Genomic DNA, 17,606 nt, shown 5'->3' with positions numbered 1-17,606 from the left:
CCCCCCACCCCAACCGGCCCGCCCACCTGGACCCCGGACACCAATCCGCTGCCGAAGGTCGGCCGCACCCGTCCCAGGAAGGCCGGATCGAGTGTGGGGCGCAAGCCCGCCAGCCGCAGCGTGAGCGTTCCATCCACCGTGCGGCCGTCGGAGAGCAATCCGGCAAGGCCGCTCGGGCGCCGGATCGGCGGCAGGGTCAGCACCACGGAGAGCGGCCCGCTCTCGGCCTGCGGCGCCAGGTCGGCGATCTCGGCGGGCGAGACCGCGGCCTGGGCCAGCCCAGCCTCGGTGCCGACCTCGCTCCAGCTCAGGGCGAGCCGGGTTGCCGCGACGCGCTGCGGGTAGAGGCCGTTCTGCAGATGGGCGGTGAGCCGCAGTGCCGTGCCGGCGGTCGCGTCCGCCCCACGCACCACCAGAACGCCGTTCTCCAGCCCGGCCTGCAGGCCGCCGGTGTCGAGTCGGTCGAAGCGCAGGGTCAGGCCGCCGGCCAGCACCGGCTTCAGGTTCACGGGCGGATGGTTGAACAGGGCCTTGAGGCCCGGCGCAGCCACGGCGGCTTCGAGCGCACGGCCGCCAGCCGCACCGTAGCCGATCCCATAGATGACGAAGCCGCCCTCCGCGAAGTTGCGCCCCTTCAGGGGCATCCGCACCGGGTAGGCGACGATCCGGCTGATCGCGTCGGATTCGCGAAGCGCCGTATAGAAGGCGGCGGTGTTGCGCGCGACCTCGGCGCTGTTGCCCGGGCTGTTCTTGTTGTTGGTGACCATCCAGATCACGCCGTCCCGGCCGCGCAGGCCGGTGCGGATCGCCCCGAGCAGCGCGCCGTTGAAATCGGCATCGGCATAGGCGGCGCTGCCGGCCTTGCGCGGCAGATCGATCGCAGCGATCGCCGCCCGGATCCGCGCGGCATCGTAGGCGCCGTCATACAGGATGCGCGGCGAGGGCCGGCCCCCGACCTGCCGAGCCTGCCCGAAGGTCGCCACGGCGATGTCGGCCCCCGGGACCCGGGCCGCCGCCACCAGGGCCTCCACCAGCGGCCGGAACTGCGAGCCCTCGGCGGTGAGGAACGGCTCCATCCAGCCGGAATCCTGCACAAGAAAGACCTGCCGCACCGGCGTCTCGGCCCAGGCGTGTCCGCCGAGCGCAAGGACGAGCATCATAACGGCCCGCAGGAACGCGCTCATGCCGTGCGCAGCCGCAGGGCGTGGCAGCGGCATGCCGACCGGCTCCACAGGTAGAGCACGCCGTCGTGCAGCAGCGCCCGTGCATCGCCGATCCGCGACACCGCGAGACCGACCGGCAGGCGGCGCAGGCCGGCCCCGTGGGCGTGATGGAGGACGTGGCCGGTCACCGGTGCCGGCAAGCTCTCGCCGCGCAGAAAGCCGCCGCGGGGGCCGGGAATGTCGAGAGCGAGCAGGATCGTGTCGCGGGCCAGCGCCAGAAGGGGCACCAGCAGGTTGCCGGCATGGGCGCCGAGGTTGACCGCTTCCTCGGCGGCCTGCCACGGCACGTCGAACCGCTCCGCGCCGGAATAGGTACAGGGCCCGGCCGCGAGATGCGGCCCGTCGAGCTGATGAAGCGCCGGATCCGACGCCAGGGCGGCGAGGTGATAGCGGCCCTCCAGCATGCCGAGCTGGTGGTGGAGGTCGGCGCGGTCGCGCCAGGGGGCCTGCGCGATGATCGGCGCGAAGCCTGCGGGCCAAGATGCGACTGTGGTCTCGTCGCCGAGCGTCCGGCAGGCGACGAACCCGTCCGGACCGGTCCAGAACGTATCGCCGAGGCGGTTGGTCCAAGGCCCGGCGAAATCCGCATCGGGGGCAGTGCAGCCGAGGTCGCGCAGGTCGAGGGCGGTCGAATCGGCATCTTTCCGGCAGAGGACGAGACGGCCGCCACGCTCGCCGAGAGCGAGGAGGCTGCCGCTCTGCCGGCTTGGGGCAGACAGGAACCGCAGGCCCGGTACCCGAACCTCGGTGTGAACGAGGCTTTGCGTCAGCTGGGGCAGGCGCACGCTGACCAGCACCGCGGCGGTGGTGTAGGCGATGCCCCGGCGGCCCGCCGTGATGCCGGAACCCACCGGGTGCGGCGGCAACCGTCCGAGCCCGACGAAGTTTCGGCCGTCCCATTCCTCGAACGCGCCCAGGTTCTCCTGGAACAGGTAGAGCGCCGCCGGGTGTCCGGCCCGGACCAGCGCGGGAACGCCGCTCGGCAGCGGTACCTCCGTCGCGCTCTCCAGATCGATATCGAGGATCTCCGGGGCCAGCGTCGGAACCGGCGGCCCCAGGGGCGCGCCGGTCTCGGGCGAGTGCGCGAAGGCGGCCGGGAACGGCCGGCCCTGCCGGTCCCGCCGGATGCCCAGATGGGCGATCCGGGCATCGTCAGCGGGAATCGCGACGCCTGCGACCTCGGCCGCGATGGGACGCCCTCCCCGGAATCGCCAGTGCTGGCGCCCGGCCAAGCTCGTGACCCGTGGTTCCGGATCGATCGGCCAGACGCCCTCCGGCGCGGCGCGGGCGAGCGGCGATGGATCGTCCAGACTCAAGGGCACCGGTCCAGGGGCGGGAAGGCGACGGGGATCGTTCCCGATTTTTCGCGGGATGGGAAGGGCGGGGCTTGCGCGATGCCGAGCAATGGAAGGGGGGCACCCATCGATCGTTGCTCCGCTCGGTCTCAGTACGAAGCGCCTTGTCATTCCGGGGCGCCGCAGGCGAGCCCGGAATCCAGAGCCGCCGACGGCGCAAAACCTTGAGTGAGTTGCGTTTCTGGATCCCGGGCTCCGCTTCGCGGCCCCGGGATGACAGGGTGGATGATCGAACGGCAATCAGACTCCCACGCTCACGGGATCCCGATCATCTTGTGCGTCTGCAGCGACAGCCGCCAGCGGGCGTCCTGGCGGCAATAGGCGATGGCGGCCTGCGTGCTGGCGCCCTGCTCCGGCCCGTCCATCGGCTGGAGGAAGCGGTGCCGGAAGGCGAGGCCGACGAAATCCGCCGGGTCGGCATCGGCCTGGGGATAGACCAGCTTCAATTCGTGACCGCTCGTCTGCGCCAGGGGATTGGCGCCCTTGGGGCTGACGCAGATCCAATCGATGCCCGGGGGCGCCGGCAGGGTGCCGTTGGTCTCGATGGCGATCTCGAACCCGTGCCCGTGCACCGCCTCGATCAGGGGTGTGTCGAGCTGCAGCAGCGGCTCGCCGCCGGTGAACACGACGTAGCGGCTCTCCGGGCCCCCGGCCCAGGTCCGGGCGATGGCGTATGCGAGGGCAGCGGCATCCGCGAAGCGACCGCCGCCCTCCCCGTCCAGGCCGACGAAATCGGTGTCGCAGAACCGGCAGGCCGCCGCAGCGCGATCGGCCTCACGCCCGGACCAGAGGTTGCAGCCGGCGAATCGGCAGAACACCGCCGCGCGGCCCGCCTGGGCGCCCTCCCCTTGAAGGGTGTGGAAGATCTCCTTGACCGCGTAAGCCACCGCTTTTCCCGAAACCTGTTCGCCTCACAGCCCTCCGCACATAAGCGGCATGCGGCCTGTGGACCACTGGTGCCCGAGCCAGGCAGACCCGCGGTTGTGTCCCGCCTTGCTCTTGCCACGGTGGAGACGTTCATGCCGTGATGCAGCACGACGACCGCCCCCGGCGGTCCGGGCTGCACGCATCCCGGCCGGCCGGCCGGAAGATTGGTGCCTAGCGGTGCCGCCGTGGCGATCCTCTGACGAGTCGGGCTCGAATGTCCTCTTCTCTCCTCCGGCGCGTGACCGTCGGATTCGCGGCGTTGACGGGGCTTCTCGGCACGAGCCTCATCGGGATCCAGGCCGCCAACGCGGTGACCTCGCCGATCCTCGTGGTCGATGTCGATTCCGGCAAGGTGATCTACGCGCAGGCGCCGACCGATCCCTGGTATCCGGCCTCGATCACCAAGCTGATGACCACCTACGTCGCCCTGGACCTGGTGCGGCAGGGCAAGGTCTCGCTCGATTCGATGATCAGGATCTCGGCGGCGGCGGCGTCCGAGCCGCCCTCCAAGATGGGCTTCAAGCCGGGCACGCAGCTCACCCTCGACAACGCCCTCAAGATCATCATGGTCAAGTCGGCCAACGACATCGCCTACGCGATCGGCGAGAATCTCGGCGGCTCGATCGAGGGCTTCGCCGACCTGATGAACGAGACCGCGCAGCGGATCGGCATGCGCGACAGCCGCTGGACCAACCCCAACGGCCTGCCCGACCCGCGCCAGTGGACCTCGGCCCGCGACATGGCGGTGCTGGCCCGCGCGCTGATCCGCGACTTCCCGGATTCCCACGACCTCTTCTCGATCTCGGCGATCCAGTTCGGCCGCGCCGTCATGGCCAACCACAACGGCCTGCTCGGCCGCTATCCGGGCGCCGACGGGATGAAGACCGGCTTCATCTGCTCGGGCGGCTTCAACGTGGTGGCGACCGCCTCGCGCAACGGCCGCCGGGTCATCACCATCGTGATGGGGCAGCCGAGCCCGCGCGAGCGCGACGTGAAGGCCGCCGACCTGTTCGACTACGCCTTCAACCAGAGCGCCGGCTGGACCAGCCCGACCCTCGACGCCCTGCCGGCCTCGTCCCTCGGTGGGCCGCCGGATATCCGCCCCTACGTCTGCGGCGGCAAGAAGCCCCCGGCGATCGACGACGGCGCCGGCGCCGTCAGCGCCCCCGGCTCGGCGGCACAGCTGATCGGCGGTGCTGCGGCCAATTCCCCGGCGCTCGCGATGGCCGCCTTCTCCAGCCCGGCTTTGCGCGCCCGCACGCTCCCGCCGCGGGCGCCGCTGCAGCCGATCGCGGTCTGGATCGGCCGCAACCCGGCCGAGGGTCAGCAGATCCTGGCGGCGCAGGAATCCGAGCAGAAGACGGCCGCCGCCAATACCCGGGCCGCCCGGCTCGAAGCCGCCAAGGCCAAGCGCGAGGCCGCGCTGCAGGCGGCCAAGCAGGCCCGCGAGGCGCGGCTTGAGCAGGTCAAGGCGGCCAGCGCCGCCAAGGCTGCGGCCAAGCCGGCCGCGAAGGTCGCGGCGAAGCCGGCCCACGGCCTGCCGCGGAACGCCAGCGCCTATACGGCGGCGGAGACGCCGGGCATGCCCGAGGCCAAGCCCGGCAAGGGCCTCTCGAAGCCCGCCGCCCACAAGGCGCCGGCCAAGCCGGAGGCCAAGAGGGCCGAGGTGAAGAAGCCTCAGGGCAAGAAGGCCGCCGCCGAGGAGTAGCGGCCTCTCGGCATCGCGCTCCGGCGCGTTGCCTCCGACCCCGAAAACCCCCATCTCGGCGGTCATGTCCCTGACCGCCTCGCCCGCCCCGGATCCGCGCCGACCGGAGCCGATCCCGCTCACCGTGATCACCGGCTTCCTCGGTGCCGGCAAGACCACGCTGCTGAACCGGCTTTTGCGCGATCCGGCGCTCGCCGACACGGTGGTGATCGTCAACGAGTTCGGCGAGATCGGGCTCGACCATCTGCTGATCGAGACCATCGACGAGGACATGGTCCTGCTCGGCGCCGGCTGCCTGTGCTGCACGGTGCGGGGCGACCTGATCACCACCCTCGAAGACCTGCTGCGCAAGCGCGACAACGGCCGGATCAAGCCGTTCCGCCGGGTGGTGATCGAGACCACCGGGCTCGCCGACCCCGCGCCGATCCTGCACGCGCTGATCTACCATCCTTATCTCGTGCTCCGGTACCGCCTGCAGGCGGTGGTGACGGTGGTCGATGCCATGACCGGTGCCGCCTCCTTGGACGCCCACCCGGAGGCCGTGCGCCAGGCCGCGGTGGCCGATCGGATCGTCCTGACCAAGGCCGACCTCGCCGGCGACACCGCCGGGATCCGCGCCCGGCTCGCCGCCCTCAACCCGGCGGCCCCGATCCTGCGGCCGGATGCGCCCGCGGAGGATCTGCTCGGCGGCCTGTTCGGCCTCGACGGCAAGGGCGCCGACGTGCGCGCCTGGCTAGGCGACGCGGCTTTGGCGGACCATCATCACCACGGCGACGTGAACCGCCACGATGCGGCGATCCAGGCCGTGTGCCTGACCAGCGCCGCGCCGGTGCCGCGCCCGGCCTTCGAGATGTTCATGGACCTGCTGCGCTCCGGCCACGGGCCGAAGCTGCTCCGGCTCAAAGGGATCGTGGCCCTCGCCGACGACCCGGAGCGCCCGATCGTCGTGCACGGGGTCCAGCACGTGTTCCACGCGCCCCTGACCCTGCCGGCCTGGCCCGATCCCGACCACACCTCCCGGCTCGTCCTGATCCTGCGCGATCTCGACCCGGCCTTCGTCCAGCGCCTGTGGGACGCGTTCCTGGGTCGTCCGCGGGTGGACGCGCCCGACGCTGCCGCGCTCACCGACAACCCGCTGGCGATCCCCGGCCCCTGATCCCCGGGCGGCACCGTCCTTGAAGCCACCGACCCGAACGGCGCCTCCGGGGCGCCCCGCGTCCCGGAATGGGACACTTGGTCGAGGGATCGGGACAGGCGATGGCGCGACGCTTCACCGTGATACAGGGCGGCCTTTCGGAGACGACGGCCCTGCCGGCGCCATCGGACCGGCCGCGCCCCCCGCTCGTCCTGGCCTGGAACCGGGATGCGCAGAGTGTCCCCGCTGCTTCCAGGCTGGCCGACGGCGAAGCCGCCGCGGCGACCGCCCGGGCGATCCGCACCCGCCTCGCGGTGCTCGGCCCCCCGGTTCGGCCCGCGGGCGCAAGCCGGGCGCCGTCCCGCGCAGCGGATCGCCCCCGCCAGCCGCGGGCGATCCCGGCGCACAACGTGCTCGGCGTGCGGCCAGAAGGCTGGGCGCCGCCGGCCGTGGCCGTGCCGGTGTTCGAGGATCGTGTGCGCGCCGTCGCCGCACCGTCAGCGCCTGCTCAGGGCGGGATCGCTCACGGCCTCTACGCCGGGAGGGGCGCGCTGCGGTTGGCGCTCCTGCGCCGGATCGATGCGATCGTCGCCGGCATGGTCAACCTTGGCGCCGGTCCGGTCGCCTGGCGACGGGTGCGGGGCTGAGCGGGGCCGTCAATCCGCCGCGTGTCGGGCCGGCCGACACGGCCCTAGCTGGTCTGCATGGCGCGCGACACACTCCACGGACTCCGACCCACGCCCCGCCGGACCAGGGCCCGCGCAGCGGCGACCCCCGGTGAGGCCGGCCGCGTCGAGGCCGTGATGGCACGTCTGGCCGAGGCCGACCCGGACCCGAAGGCGGGGTTCGACGACACCGATCCGTTCCGGCTGCTGGTGACCGTGCTGCTCTCGGCCCAATCCACGGGCCCGACGGTGGCGCGGATCGCCGACGCGCTGTTCGCACGGGTGAAAGACCCGGCCGGAATGCTGGATCTGGGCGAGGCGCAGATCACCGAGATCGTCCGGCCCGTGGGGCTCGGGCCGTCCAAGGCGCGCAACATCGTCAAGCTGTCGGCAGCTTTGATCGAGACCTATGACGGCGTGGTGCCGCGCAGCTCCGCGGAGATGCGCCGCCTGCCCGGCATCGGCCGCAAGAGCGCCGAGGTGACGGCGAATTTCGCGTTCCGCGAGCCGGTGATCGCGGTGGATACCCACGTCTTCCGGGTCTCGAACCGGATCCCGCTGGCGGAAGGCGCGACGGTCGATGCGGTCGCGGACGGGCTGGCCGAGGCCGTGCCCGAGCGCTTCAAGGACGGCGCCCACATCTGGCTGTTCCGGCACGGGCGCGACACCTGCACGGCCCGCAATCCCGCCTGCACGCGCTGCCCGATCTCGGACCTGTGCACCTGGCCCGGCAAGGCGATCTGAACGGGCCTACTCGTCCTCGCCGAAGCGGTTCGCCAGCAGGGCCTCGATGCCATCGAGGCAGGATTGCGCATCCGGGCCGACCGCCGTGACGGCGATGCGGGTGCCCATGGCGGCGCCCAGTGTGAGCAGGCCCATGATCGAGCGCCCGCCCACGGTCTCGCCGGCCCGCGTCACCGTCACCACGGCGTCGAAGCGTTCCACGGTCTGCACGAACTTCGCGGATGCGCGGGCGTGGAGACCCCGCCGGTTGATGATTGGCAGCATCCGCAGGAAGCCGCCGTCCGGCACCTCGGGATTGTCGTCCGGCTCGAAAAGCTCGTCCATCGCCCTTCGTGGTTCCCGCCCGAATGTCGGCTGATCGCGCCGCTTGCTTCGACACCTAAGCAGACTTGCCCCGGCGCGCCAACGGATCATCGGCCGAGCTTTTTGAACCGGCGCGAGTTTTGAAGGTGGATTTGCGCATTGGCCTGGCGACGCGCGGCCCGATCATTGATCGAACGGTATGGGCGCTCTCCCTCCCCGCAGAGGGGGGAGGGAGAGCGCGTGTCAGGTCTCGACAGTCAAATTCCAGAGCGCGGGACGACGAAAACCCCCTACCACTCGTACTCCGCCCCCACACCCAGGCTGGTGCGGCCGTCGCTCCCCGCCTCGCCCTTCAGCTTGATCCGGCGGGTGACGTCGAAATCCACCCCCACGGCGGTGTCGGCGGGCTTGGCGCCGGCCTTCACGCCGACGCTGACCCGGTCCGAAATGTAGCGCGAGGCGCCCAAAGCCGGGCCGCCGCTCGCGCCTGTCGAGACGTCGAGGCTGTCGAGCCCCAGCCCCTTGCGGGCCTGCTCGAACACGTCCGGCCCGGCGGCGCCGCCCGATAGCTGCGCCACGGCCTGGGCGAGCTGCAGGGCCTGGAACGGCGACAATCCGCCGGCCGCCTTCTTGAACAGCAGGCGCGACAGGATCTCGTCCTGCGGCAGTACCGGATCGGAGGTCAGGCTGAATTGGGGGGCGTCCGCGTAGCCGCTCACCGCCACCCGGGCGGTGACGTCCCCGGCCTTGGTCTCGGCGGCGAAATCGAGTTCCGGCGTGGTTAGGCTTCCCGCGAAGGTCAGGTTGCCCCGGCTGAAATCGAGGCGCTGCCCGACCAGTTGGAACACCCCGCGGCGCATGCCGAAACCGCCCACCGCGTTCGGCGCCCGCGACGTCCCGGTGACCCGGAGCGACCCGCCGAGCTCGGCGTCGATGCCGCGCCCACGTACGAAGATGTGGCTCGGCGCGTCGATCCGGACGTCCAGGGTTGCGTCGAACGGCACGGCCGGCTTGGTCGAGCGCCGTCCGGGTTTCGCCGCCGCCTTCCGGTCGGCGCGCTGCGCCAGACGCGCCCGCACCTCCGGCGGGGTGTTGACGTGGCGCACTCCCGGCAGCGGCTTGACCGTGGCGGGCAGCCGGTCGGGCACGGCGACGTCGATCGACACGACGTCGACCCGGCCGCTGATGCGCGGGGTCCGGGCCAGCGGGCCGGTCAGAGTGAGATCGACGCTCGACACCGCCGTCATCAGCGGGCTGGAGACCAGCTCCGCCTTGTCGGCGGTGACGTGGAACTGGCCGGGGAAATCCGGCTCCAGGGCGACGCGACCCGTGACCGAGAGGCGGCCGCCGTTGCGGGCCGATGCGGTGAGGCGCTCGACCACGACGCTGTCGCCCCGGCCGGTCACGCGGCCATCGATGTTGGTGAGCCGGATGCCGTTGAGCGGGTCGGTGAAGCTGCCGCCGGTCAGCACGGCCGAACCCTCGGCCCGGGGCGCCGCCAGAGTGCCGGTGACGCCGCCATCGATGGCGATCCGTCCGGTGACGCTCTGGCCGCCGACGCTCAGCAGCGTGTTGGCGAGCGACGCGTCGAGGGTGCCGCGGGCGCGCAGGTTCAGCGGTCCCCCGGTCTCCACCGGCAGCGCACCGGTCACCGTCAGGCCGACACCCCGCCCGGCCGTCACCCGGCCGTCGAGGCTGGCCTGCCCGTCCGACAGGTTGCCCTTGGCGCTGGCATCCACCGGCGGCAGCCCGGCCTGGCGGGTCTGTGGCGCCACCAGCTTGGAGACCGTGAGCGCGTAATGGCCCTCCGGGCTCGCGGCCGGGCCGTGCAGGTCTGCGTCGCCATCGAGGGTGCCCGAGAGGGCGAGGTCGGGCGCGGCGATCCGGGCGAGCGAGAGAGGCAACGCGCGGATGGCCACCTTCAGATCGAGGGTCCGGCCGGCGCGGCCCGCGAGCGTCACGCGGCCGGAGCCGGCCGCGATCGACAGCCCGTCGATCACCGCGCCACCGTCGCGCAGGGTCACGGAGGCCGGGCCGGTGAGAGCGAAGCGGTCGCCGCCCCGGGCGGCCGAGAAGCGCTGGATGTCGATGCGCGTGTCGTCGGCCGGCACGAGCCGCACCGCGCCGTCGAGGTTGAACCCGCGTGCCTTGGCGGTGAGCGTCACGTCGCTGCCCGCCGGGCTCCCGATCGCGGCGAGGCGGACCGTGTCGATCTGCTGGCCGGCCGCGAGCAGCCGGTCGGCGTCCAGGCGCCCGTCGAGGACCGGGTGAGCCCGCAGATCGTGGCCCTTCAGGTCGGCATCGAGGCGGTTCAGGCCGTAGGCACCGTAGCGCAGGGCAGCCCCGGTCGCCCGGATCGCCGCGTCCTGGCGGCCGCCGTCGCGGGCCAGCGTCACCGTGGCGTCGAGTTGCCCGGCCAGGGGCTCCGGAGCCAGCGGGGATATGTCGGCCAGATTGGCGGCCTTCACCGCGAGGGTACCGGCCGACAGCCACGTGTCTGCCGCGACCGTGGCGTTGCCCGAGACCGCCACCGAGCCGAGGTTCAGGTCCATCCGGTCGAGGACCCAGTCCATTCCGGCCTTCGCCACATGGCCCCCGCCGCGCAGCGCCTTGCCGGCGACGTCGCCCGAGAGCGTCAGCGTACCGTCCGGCGCCAGCAGGGCGTCGGAAAGGACGGCCTCGGCCCGCAAGTCACGGATCGGCTTGCCCTCCGCGGTCGCGGCAGGCGCCGTGACCGTCGCGGCCAGCCGCGGATGCTCCAGGGACCCCGTCATGCGCGCGTCGATGCCGGCGCGGCCGGTCAGGCGGCCGTCGAGATCGGCCAGGCTCTTGAGGTCGACGCGGCCGGTGACATCGGCGGTCGTCGACGTCGCCTCGCCCGACAGGGTCGCGGTCAGGCCGGTGCCCTCCAGCCGCAGATGGTCGAACCCGTAGCCGTCATAGGATTGCGACACCCGGCCCTGGAGCGTCGGTGCGCGGCCGAGCACCCGGTCGGCCGCCGCGATACCGGTGGCCAGGCCAGCGCTGGTCACGGTGAGGTCGGCGGCCAGCGCCTTCCGGGCCGGATCGCCGCTCAGTCGCGCTTTCGCGTCGAGGCTGCCGGCGAGCCCGCGTCCGGCGATCCCCGAAAAAACGGCCAGATCCGGCAGGGCGGCTTCGAGGGTCCCGGTCAGGGTGTTCTGCCCGACCCGGCCGGCATAGCTTGCCTTCGCCGTGTCGGACTCGACCCGAAGGTTCGACACGTCGATCACCCCGTCCGGCCCGGAGGCGGCCCGCAGGGTCAGCTGCGCCCGGCTGCCGAGCGCCCGGCGCAGGGCCGGATCGGCGAGGCGCAGGCCCTCGACCTTGCCGTCCGCCGTGATCGTGAAGCGCTGGGCGGACGCGTCGCCCTGCGGCTCGACCCCGAGGCGCGCCTCGATCCGGTCCAGCGCTGAATCCCGGCTGCGCAGGCCCGCCGCATCGAGATTGCCCCGCACCGTCGGCGTGGCGATCGGCCCCTTCACGCTGCCGTCGAAGACCAGTTTGCCGATCTCGGCTTCGCCGGCCTTCGTCACCGCGCCCTCGGTGGGCAGGGCACGGGCCTGCAGCGTCAGGTCGGCGATCCGGTCCTTGGTCAGGCTTCCGCCGGCAGCGAGCCGCGCGGTGCGCGAGGTCAGCTCCAGCCGGTCGATCCGGAAGGCGCCGCTATCGGCAAAGGCGAAGCCGCCTTCGAGCTGGGTCGTGCCGGCGAAGACCGACGCGGCCGGACCCGGCACCAAGCCCTCGATCCGCGCGGCCAGATCCAGGGCCAGCCGGCGCTCGGCCCCGATCCGGGAGATCTTGGCGCCGCCCTTAGCGCCGATATCCGGGCCGGCGGCAAAATCGAGATGGGCGTTCCAGGCATCCAGGGTGCCGGTGCCGGCAAGCTCGAAATCGATCGGCGGCGTGCCGGGGATGTTGGCCGCCTTCGACAGCAGCCCCCCCGCGGGCTCGACCAAATTCGCCGTCAGCTCCAGCTTGTCGCCCTGCGGCACGTAGACGAGGGCGAGCAGGAAGCGCCCGGCGGCGTCGAGGCGCTGAGCCCGGGCCTGCAGATCCAGCCCCTCGCTCGCGGCCCCGAGCCGCGCCTTGCCCTCTGCCGAGAGCCGGGCCGGTTGGCCGGCCACGGGCTCGCCCAGCACCAGCTCGGCCAGCTTGAACCCCTTGATCTCGACCTTCACGGGCAGGTCGGGCAGCAGCTTACCGTCGGGTTTCGCCTCCGGCGGAGTCGGCCCGGGGATCGGCCGGCGCAACACCTCGATCCGGCCGATCTCCAGGCTGTCGACCTCGAGCCGTCCCGACAGCAGCGCCAGGCGCCGCCAGATGATCCGGGCCCGGTCCATCTTCAGCCACACGCCGTCGCGGTCGCTCACCGCCACGTCGCGGATGGTGGCGTCCGACGAGAGCGCGCCGTCGACCGCGCCGATCGCCACCCGCGACGCCGGCGTGGAGAGCGCCCGGGACAGCAGCCCGCCGAGCACGGATTTTTCCGCATCGTCGGCGTGGGTCGTGCTCGGAGCGACGGAGAAGATCGCGCATCCCAGAATCAGGCACAGGGCGATCAGGACCCGCGCGGCGCCCCTATCCCCCCTGCGGGGGAGCATGGCCCCGGAAGGGGGGCGGGAGAGGGGAGCGACGGTGCAGAAGCGGGCTGCGCCCCTCATGCCGGTCGCGCCCGTTCCCGACGCCGGGCTCCCCTCTCCCGACCCGGCCTGACGGCCGGCCCACCCTCTCCCGCAGAGGGGGGAGGGAGAAATCCTGAGCTCGCCCCGTCTCCCGAAAAAACCAGCCATTCAGAACGCCTGCCCCAGGCTGAGATACAGGACGGCCGGGCGGACATGACCGCCCTTGTAGGGGTCGAGCGGGAAAGCGAGGTCCGCGCGGATCGGGCCGATGCCGGTGTAGTAGCGCAGGCCGATGCCTACCGATTTCCGGATCTTCTCATCGAAATCCGGCAGCGCCGAGGCGAAGGCGGTGCCCGCGTCGAAGAACGGCACCACCCCGATCGTGTCGGTGATCTTGATCCGCGCCTCCAGCGAGGCTTCGAGCAGGCTGCGGCCGCCGATCGGCAGGTTGAACGGGCCGATCGGCCCGAGCGTCCGGTACGGGTAGCCGCGCACCGAGCCGCCGCCGCCCGCGAAGAAGCGGAAATTGTCCGGGATGTCGCCGAGCGGCGCGCCGGAGACCGAGCCGAAGCCGATCCGCCCGGCCAGGATGTAGCGGGCTTCGTCGTCCAGCGAATAGTAGGTCGAGCCCTGCGCCTTGGCGACGACGATCCCGGGCGACGAGATCGCCCCGGGATAGGCCGCCAGCGACGCGATCGCCCGGAACCCCTTGGTCGGGTCGAGCAGGCTGTCAGTGGAATCGTAGGTCACCGAGGCCGGTACGCCGATTAGCCGGTAATTGACCGTGCCGAGCGCATCTTTCGAGCGCCCGGCCTGCGCGTCGAGCCCGATCTGCGCCGAGAACGTGTCCGAGAACCGGTGCCGGATCGCTGCCGAAACCCCGCCGCCATCGACCAGGTAGCTCTGCTGGACCTCGCGGGTGATGAAGGCGTTGGCCAGGAAGTCGTTGCGGGTGCCGCCCAGCGCCGGCTGGACATAAGTGGCCGACAGGCGCCCGCCGAGGCCGTTGGTGCCGATCCCGGCGATCTTGCGCTGGGTCGCGAACGGATCGTTGCCCAACCCCAGGTAGTAGATGTCGGCGTCGAGCCGGAACGTCTCGCCGCCGCCGAAGAGATTGCGATTGGCGTAGTAGGCGCGCACCCCGGGCCCATCGACCGTGGAATACCGCGCCGAGACGCCGACGAGATTTCGCTCGCGCTCGCTCAATTCGGCGAAGAGCGGCAGGTTTCCGTCGGCGTCCAGCGCCGTCCCTTCGCGGACCCGCGCGGCGCCGATCGCCTCGATCCGGTTCAGCGACGTGCTGATCTCCGCCACCGCCTGGGGCGAATACGGGTCTCCCGGCTCGGCATAGATGAAGGACCGGATCGTCGCCGGGTCGATCCCCGGCGCACCGTTCACCGCCACCGGCCCCAGCCCGGCCAACGGCCCGGGCTCCACCGTGAAGGTGACGTCCATGACATGGGCGGTGTCGTCCACCACCGGATCGCGGGCCACCACCTTGGCGAAGGGGTGCCCCTGCGCCCGGAACTGGTCGATGATCCGGGCCTCCCGGGCCAGCACCGTGGCCGAGCGGGCCGGCACACCGTCATCCACCCGGGTAAACCGCTGGGGGAGCACGTCGTCCGGGAACGGCCGGCCGGCGACATCGCGCACCATGATCCGGCGCAAGGTGTAGAGCGGCCCGAGATCGACCGCGATCCGCACCGGCACGAGGCCGCGATTGCGCCATCGCTCGGCAGCGCTCACTGCGGCAGCACTCCCGGCCTGACCCACAACCGGTACCGAATCGATCCGGATCGCCGCCGTACCCTGATAATAGCCGTAGCCCGACAGGACATCGGCCAGCTTGGGCAGATCGGTTTCGGCCCGGCGCAGCAGCCCCTCCGCGTCAGGCGGCGGATCCTGGCGCAGACGATAGAGTGTCGAGATATCCTGAAGCGCCTGAAGAACGTCGGAATCGTCGGTGCCGGTGATCCGCACAGCATATGGCAGCGCGGTCGCGCTGGGCGCAGGCGGCTCGGGCTCGGAGCCGAACAAACCGAACAGATCGAAGGCCCGCGCCGGCATGGGATCCGCCGCGAGGAGCGGCACGGACGCCACCGCAACAAGCATCAAGCGCGGCAGCGAACGCGGCGCACCGGGCAAGATCGATCGGCTCAGGCGAATGCACACGCGCAAGACGCGGTCTTCAGCTCCGATCGAAGTCGGCAGCACCGCTCGCTTGCACGGTCATCGATAATCCCCCCAAGGCCACGTCAGCGTAGCCTAGCCTACCTTAACGGTCTCGGTGCCGAGGGCCAACACCAAGCCGATGATGGGGCGGGGATGCGGCGTGCGCCCAGGAGTCCGGAAATTCACGCCTGGGCTTAGAGGACGTCAGAGCGACATGGTTTCCGAAGGCGAGATTGGTTCCAGCCTGGCAGGGTTCCCCCTTGGCAACGTGGATTCCTCTTGAAGCTCTGCCACCAACGCATCGATCGCCATGCGCACGCGCAAAGGCAGATGCGGGGTCTGCGGCCAGAGCGCGTGGCTTTCGAAGGCATGTGCGGGCAGATGATCGAGCACCGTCACGAGCCGGCTCGCATCCACATCGTCACGGATCAGCCAATACGGCAGCCAGGCGAGACCATGGCCGGAGATCGCCGCATCGCGGATCGCACCGACATCGTCGAACCGCATGCGGCTCTGCGGCACGATCTCCGTCGTTGAGCCTCCTGGTTGCGGAAACAGCCACGAGCGGGCGTAGCCGGGACGGCCATAGAGCACCGCATGATGCCGCGGCAGATCGGCGAGCGAAGCGGGAACACCGGCGCCATTGAGGTAGCGCGGGGCCGCGCAGACCCGCATCAGCTGGTATGCGATCCGCCGCACCATGAGGCCGGGCCAGTGCCGCAGCTGTCCGTTCCGCACCACCAGATCAAAGCCATCGTCGACCACATCGACCAGCCGGTCGCTAAAATTGAGGTCGAGTTCCAACTCCGGATGCGCTTCTGCGAGCCGGATCAGGATCGGCGCGATACGGAGTCGTCCGAATAGGACCGGCATCGAAACACGCAGCCGTCCCGCGATGATGCGCCGGCCGGAATCGAGCAGCGCCGTCGCGGTCTGCACCTCGGCGAGCGCCCGCCGGCCATGTTCGAAGAACGTTTGCCCATCATCCGTCAGGACGAGCGAGCGGGTCGTGCGGTGGAACAGTCGGACGCCGAGCCGATGCTCGAGGCGGGCGATGCTGCGTCCGACGGCCGAGCGTGTGAGATTCAGCCTGGACGCTGCAGCGGAGAAGCTGCCGGCTTCGGCCGCCGCAATGAACGCCGGCAGGTCTGCCAGGATATCACCCGGGATCATTGTTGCTCCGCGCGCACCGATCTCGGTCCAAATGAACGCCACTGGGCCGCAGAGATCAACGCTACGCATCTTCGATCTCAGGAGATCGGAGATTTGCGATGACGATGATGCGGCGTTGGGAGATGACCGGCTTCGGCCGTGGGGCCCTGCAGCTGAGGCGGGTGCCGATACCCGAGCCCCGGCCAGGGCACGTGTTGGTGAAGGCTGCAGCCGTCGCGTTGAACTTTCGCGACAAGCTTGTGATCGAACATGGGATGGGCCTCGCCCTCGATTTTCCGTTCACCCCCGCCTCCGATCTTGCCGGAGCCGTTGCCGCCTTGGGCGAAGACGTGACCCGGTTCCACTTGGGCGATCGGGTCATCTCGACCTTCTTTCCCGGTTGGATCGACGGACGGTCCGCAGGATCAGCGAAGACTCTGGACGCCCGCGCACTCGGCGGCGGTCATCCGGGCGTCCTGGCGGAATACGTGTCGTTGCCCGAAGATTGGCTCGTCGCCGCGCCGCGAAGCCTCGACGCTGCGGAAGCCAGCACCCTGCCCTGCGCAGGTCTCACAGCATGGTTTGCGCTGGTCGAGCGCGGGCAATTGAGGGCTGGTCAGAGTGTGTTGGTCCAGGGCACGGGCGGCGTCGCACTGTTCGGCCTGCAGATCGCCAAGGCCCACGGCGCCGAGACCTTTGTCACATCCGGGTCTGCGGAGAAGCGCGAGCGCGCCCGTGCTCTCGGCGCTAATCACGTGATCGACCGAGACGGTTGGGTCGAATCGGTCTACCGGCTCACGGCGGATCGTGGGATCGACCACATCCTCGAACTCGTCGGCGGGGCGCATGTGGCAAAATCGCTTGAAGCAGTCGCCATCGATGGACATGTTTCGCTCATCGGCGTGATCGAAGGATTCGATCTTTCGGCCGCTGCAGCGAATGTCATGCTTAAATCCGCCACCATCCAGGGCATCCGCGTCGGCCACCGCCGTGCGCTGGAGGATCTAGTCCGAGCCGTAGACGTCCTGAACCTGAAGCCGGTGATCGATCGGCGTTACGGCCTTGAAGACGTGCCGGTCGCCCTCGATCATCTGGATCGCGGTCCGTTCGGTAAGATCGTGATCACGTTCGACTGACAGAGAAACCGATGGGGCTGCCGATCAACCCCCTCCCCTGCTCCACAGCAGCGGCCTTCCCGTCCACGAAACAATCCAGTGACCCGTGGGGGCCCTGAACGCGACCAAGCCGGTCCGCGTGAGCGGACCGGCTTGGCTGTGTGGCTGTATCGGTTCGTCGTGTCGGTGAGTTTGGTTGCGGGGACAGGATTTGAACCTGTGACCTTCAGGTTATGAGCCTGACGAGCTACCGGGCTGCTCCACCCCGCGCCAAGGTTGTGCGGCTGATCCGGTTTGGCTGTCCGCCTGTGTCGGGCGGGCTCCGGGGCCGTAGCGCTGATCGTGTTGAGGGGATGTTGGGTGTGATTGCGTTGTGCGGGTCTGGCGGCGACCGACTCTCCCGTGCCTTGAGACACAGTACCATGGGCGCTGGCGTGTTTAACGGCCGAGTTCGAGATGGGATC

Annotated in this window: 12 protein-coding genes, 1 tRNA gene and 1 rRNA gene; 5 read left to right on the top strand and 9 right to left on the bottom strand. The window is 70.9% G+C overall.

The window, feature by feature from the left end; translation table 11 throughout:
* The 3 genes from AO398_RS24030 to queE all read right to left on the bottom strand — a co-directional run.
* Window positions 1-1,217: hypothetical protein (locus AO398_RS24030; RefSeq protein ID WP_058194689.1), on the bottom strand; the 1,217-nt coding region annotated here is incomplete at its 3' end.
* Complete coding sequence (locus tag AO398_RS24025; RefSeq protein ID WP_244498878.1) at window positions 1,181-2,545, bottom strand: hypothetical protein; 1,365 nt, start codon at window positions 2,543-2,545, stop codon at window positions 1,181-1,183. The genes AO398_RS24025 and AO398_RS24030, both read right to left, overlap by 37 nt.
* Before the next feature lie 287 nt (window positions 2,546-2,832).
* Complete coding sequence (gene queE / locus AO398_RS24020) at window positions 2,833-3,465, bottom strand: 7-carboxy-7-deazaguanine synthase (protein WP_058194687.1); 633 nt, start codon at window positions 3,463-3,465, stop codon at window positions 2,833-2,835.
* A gap of 254 nt (window positions 3,466-3,719) precedes the next feature.
* Between queE and AO398_RS24015 the strand changes: the two genes are divergently transcribed.
* From AO398_RS24015 to nth, 4 genes are all read left to right on the top strand, one after another.
* Complete coding sequence (locus tag AO398_RS24015; protein WP_058194686.1) at window positions 3,720-5,213, top strand: D-alanyl-D-alanine carboxypeptidase family protein; 1,494 nt, start codon at window positions 3,720-3,722, stop codon at window positions 5,211-5,213.
* A gap of 64 nt (window positions 5,214-5,277) precedes the next feature.
* Window positions 5,278-6,369 carry a GTP-binding protein gene (locus AO398_RS24010; protein ID WP_058194685.1) on the top strand — a complete coding sequence of 364 codons (1,092 nt, stop codon included), beginning with the start codon at window positions 5,278-5,280 and terminating at the stop codon, window positions 6,367-6,369.
* A gap of 101 nt (window positions 6,370-6,470) precedes the next feature.
* A complete protein-coding gene (locus AO398_RS24005) occupies window positions 6,471-6,995 on the top strand; it encodes a hypothetical protein (RefSeq protein ID WP_058194684.1) in 525 nt (174 codons plus the stop codon).
* 156 nt (window positions 6,996-7,151) lie between these two features.
* A complete protein-coding gene (gene nth / locus AO398_RS24000; protein WP_244498877.1) occupies window positions 7,152-7,757 on the top strand; it encodes an endonuclease III in 606 nt (201 codons plus the stop codon).
* 6 nt (window positions 7,758-7,763) lie between these two features.
* Here the strand turns inward: nth and AO398_RS23995 are convergent, their stop codons facing one another.
* The 4 genes from AO398_RS23995 to AO398_RS23980 form a co-directional block, all read right to left on the bottom strand.
* Window positions 7,764-8,081: an HPr family phosphocarrier protein gene (locus tag AO398_RS23995; RefSeq protein ID WP_058194682.1), complete on the bottom strand. Its 318-nt coding sequence runs from the start codon at window positions 8,079-8,081 to the stop codon at window positions 7,764-7,766.
* 269 nt (window positions 8,082-8,350) lie between these two features.
* Entirely contained in the window at window positions 8,351-12,682 is a 4,332-nt protein-coding gene (locus tag AO398_RS23990; RefSeq protein ID WP_058194681.1) for a translocation/assembly module TamB domain-containing protein, read from the bottom strand.
* A gap of 189 nt (window positions 12,683-12,871) precedes the next feature.
* Window positions 12,872-14,815: a BamA/TamA family outer membrane protein gene (locus tag AO398_RS23985; protein ID WP_058194680.1), complete on the bottom strand. Its 1,944-nt coding sequence runs from the start codon at window positions 14,813-14,815 to the stop codon at window positions 12,872-12,874.
* Between the two features lie 264 nt (window positions 14,816-15,079).
* Window positions 15,080-16,048, bottom strand: coding sequence for a LysR family transcriptional regulator (locus tag AO398_RS23980; protein WP_058194679.1), 969 nt, complete (start codon window positions 16,046-16,048; stop codon window positions 15,080-15,082).
* A gap of 98 nt (window positions 16,049-16,146) precedes the next feature.
* On the opposite strand from AO398_RS23980, the gene AO398_RS23975 reads away from it, so the two are divergent.
* On the top strand, window positions 16,147-17,163 hold the full coding sequence (locus AO398_RS23975; protein ID WP_058194678.1) for an NAD(P)-dependent alcohol dehydrogenase: 1,017 nt from the start codon (window positions 16,147-16,149) through the stop codon (window positions 17,161-17,163).
* 172 nt (window positions 17,164-17,335) lie between these two features.
* Here the strand turns inward: AO398_RS23975 and AO398_RS23970 are convergent.
* A tRNA-Met gene (locus AO398_RS23970) sits at window positions 17,336-17,412 on the bottom strand.
* 109 nt (window positions 17,413-17,521) lie between these two features.
* Window positions 17,522-17,606 (bottom strand): 5S ribosomal RNA (gene rrf / locus AO398_RS23965); the annotation flags it as partial.

Source organism: Methylobacterium sp. GXS13, assembly GCF_001455965.1.
Taxonomy (GTDB): domain Bacteria; phylum Pseudomonadota; class Alphaproteobacteria; order Rhizobiales; family Beijerinckiaceae; genus Methylobacterium.
This window is presented reverse-complemented; position numbering and strand designations above follow the sequence as displayed.

Bases quoted from the DNA above. Each gene is read 5' to 3' on its own strand.
- AO398_RS24015 (WP_058194686.1), top strand. From the start codon at position 3,720: ATGTCCTCTTCTCTCCTCCGGCGCGTGACCGTCGGATTCGCGGCGTTG.
- AO398_RS24010 (WP_058194685.1), top strand. From the start codon at position 5,278: ATGTCCCTGACCGCCTCGCCCGCCCCGGATCCGCGCCGACCGGAGCCG.
- AO398_RS24005 (WP_058194684.1), top strand. From the start codon at position 6,471: ATGGCGCGACGCTTCACCGTGATACAGGGCGGCCTTTCGGAGACGACG.
- nth (WP_244498877.1), top strand. From the start codon at position 7,152: ATGGCACGTCTGGCCGAGGCCGACCCGGACCCGAAGGCGGGGTTCGAC.
- AO398_RS23995 (WP_058194682.1), bottom strand. From the start codon at position 8,081: ATGGACGAGCTTTTCGAGCCGGACGACAATCCCGAGGTGCCGGACGGC.
- AO398_RS23990 (WP_058194681.1), bottom strand. From the start codon at position 12,682: ATGCTCCCCCGCAGGGGGGATAGGGGCGCCGCGCGGGTCCTGATCGCC.
- AO398_RS23985 (WP_058194680.1), bottom strand. From the start codon at position 14,815: ATGCTTGTTGCGGTGGCGTCCGTGCCGCTCCTCGCGGCGGATCCCATG.
- AO398_RS23980 (WP_058194679.1), bottom strand. From the start codon at position 16,048: ATGATCCCGGGTGATATCCTGGCAGACCTGCCGGCGTTCATTGCGGCG.
- AO398_RS23975 (WP_058194678.1), top strand. From the start codon at position 16,147: ATGACGATGATGCGGCGTTGGGAGATGACCGGCTTCGGCCGTGGGGCC.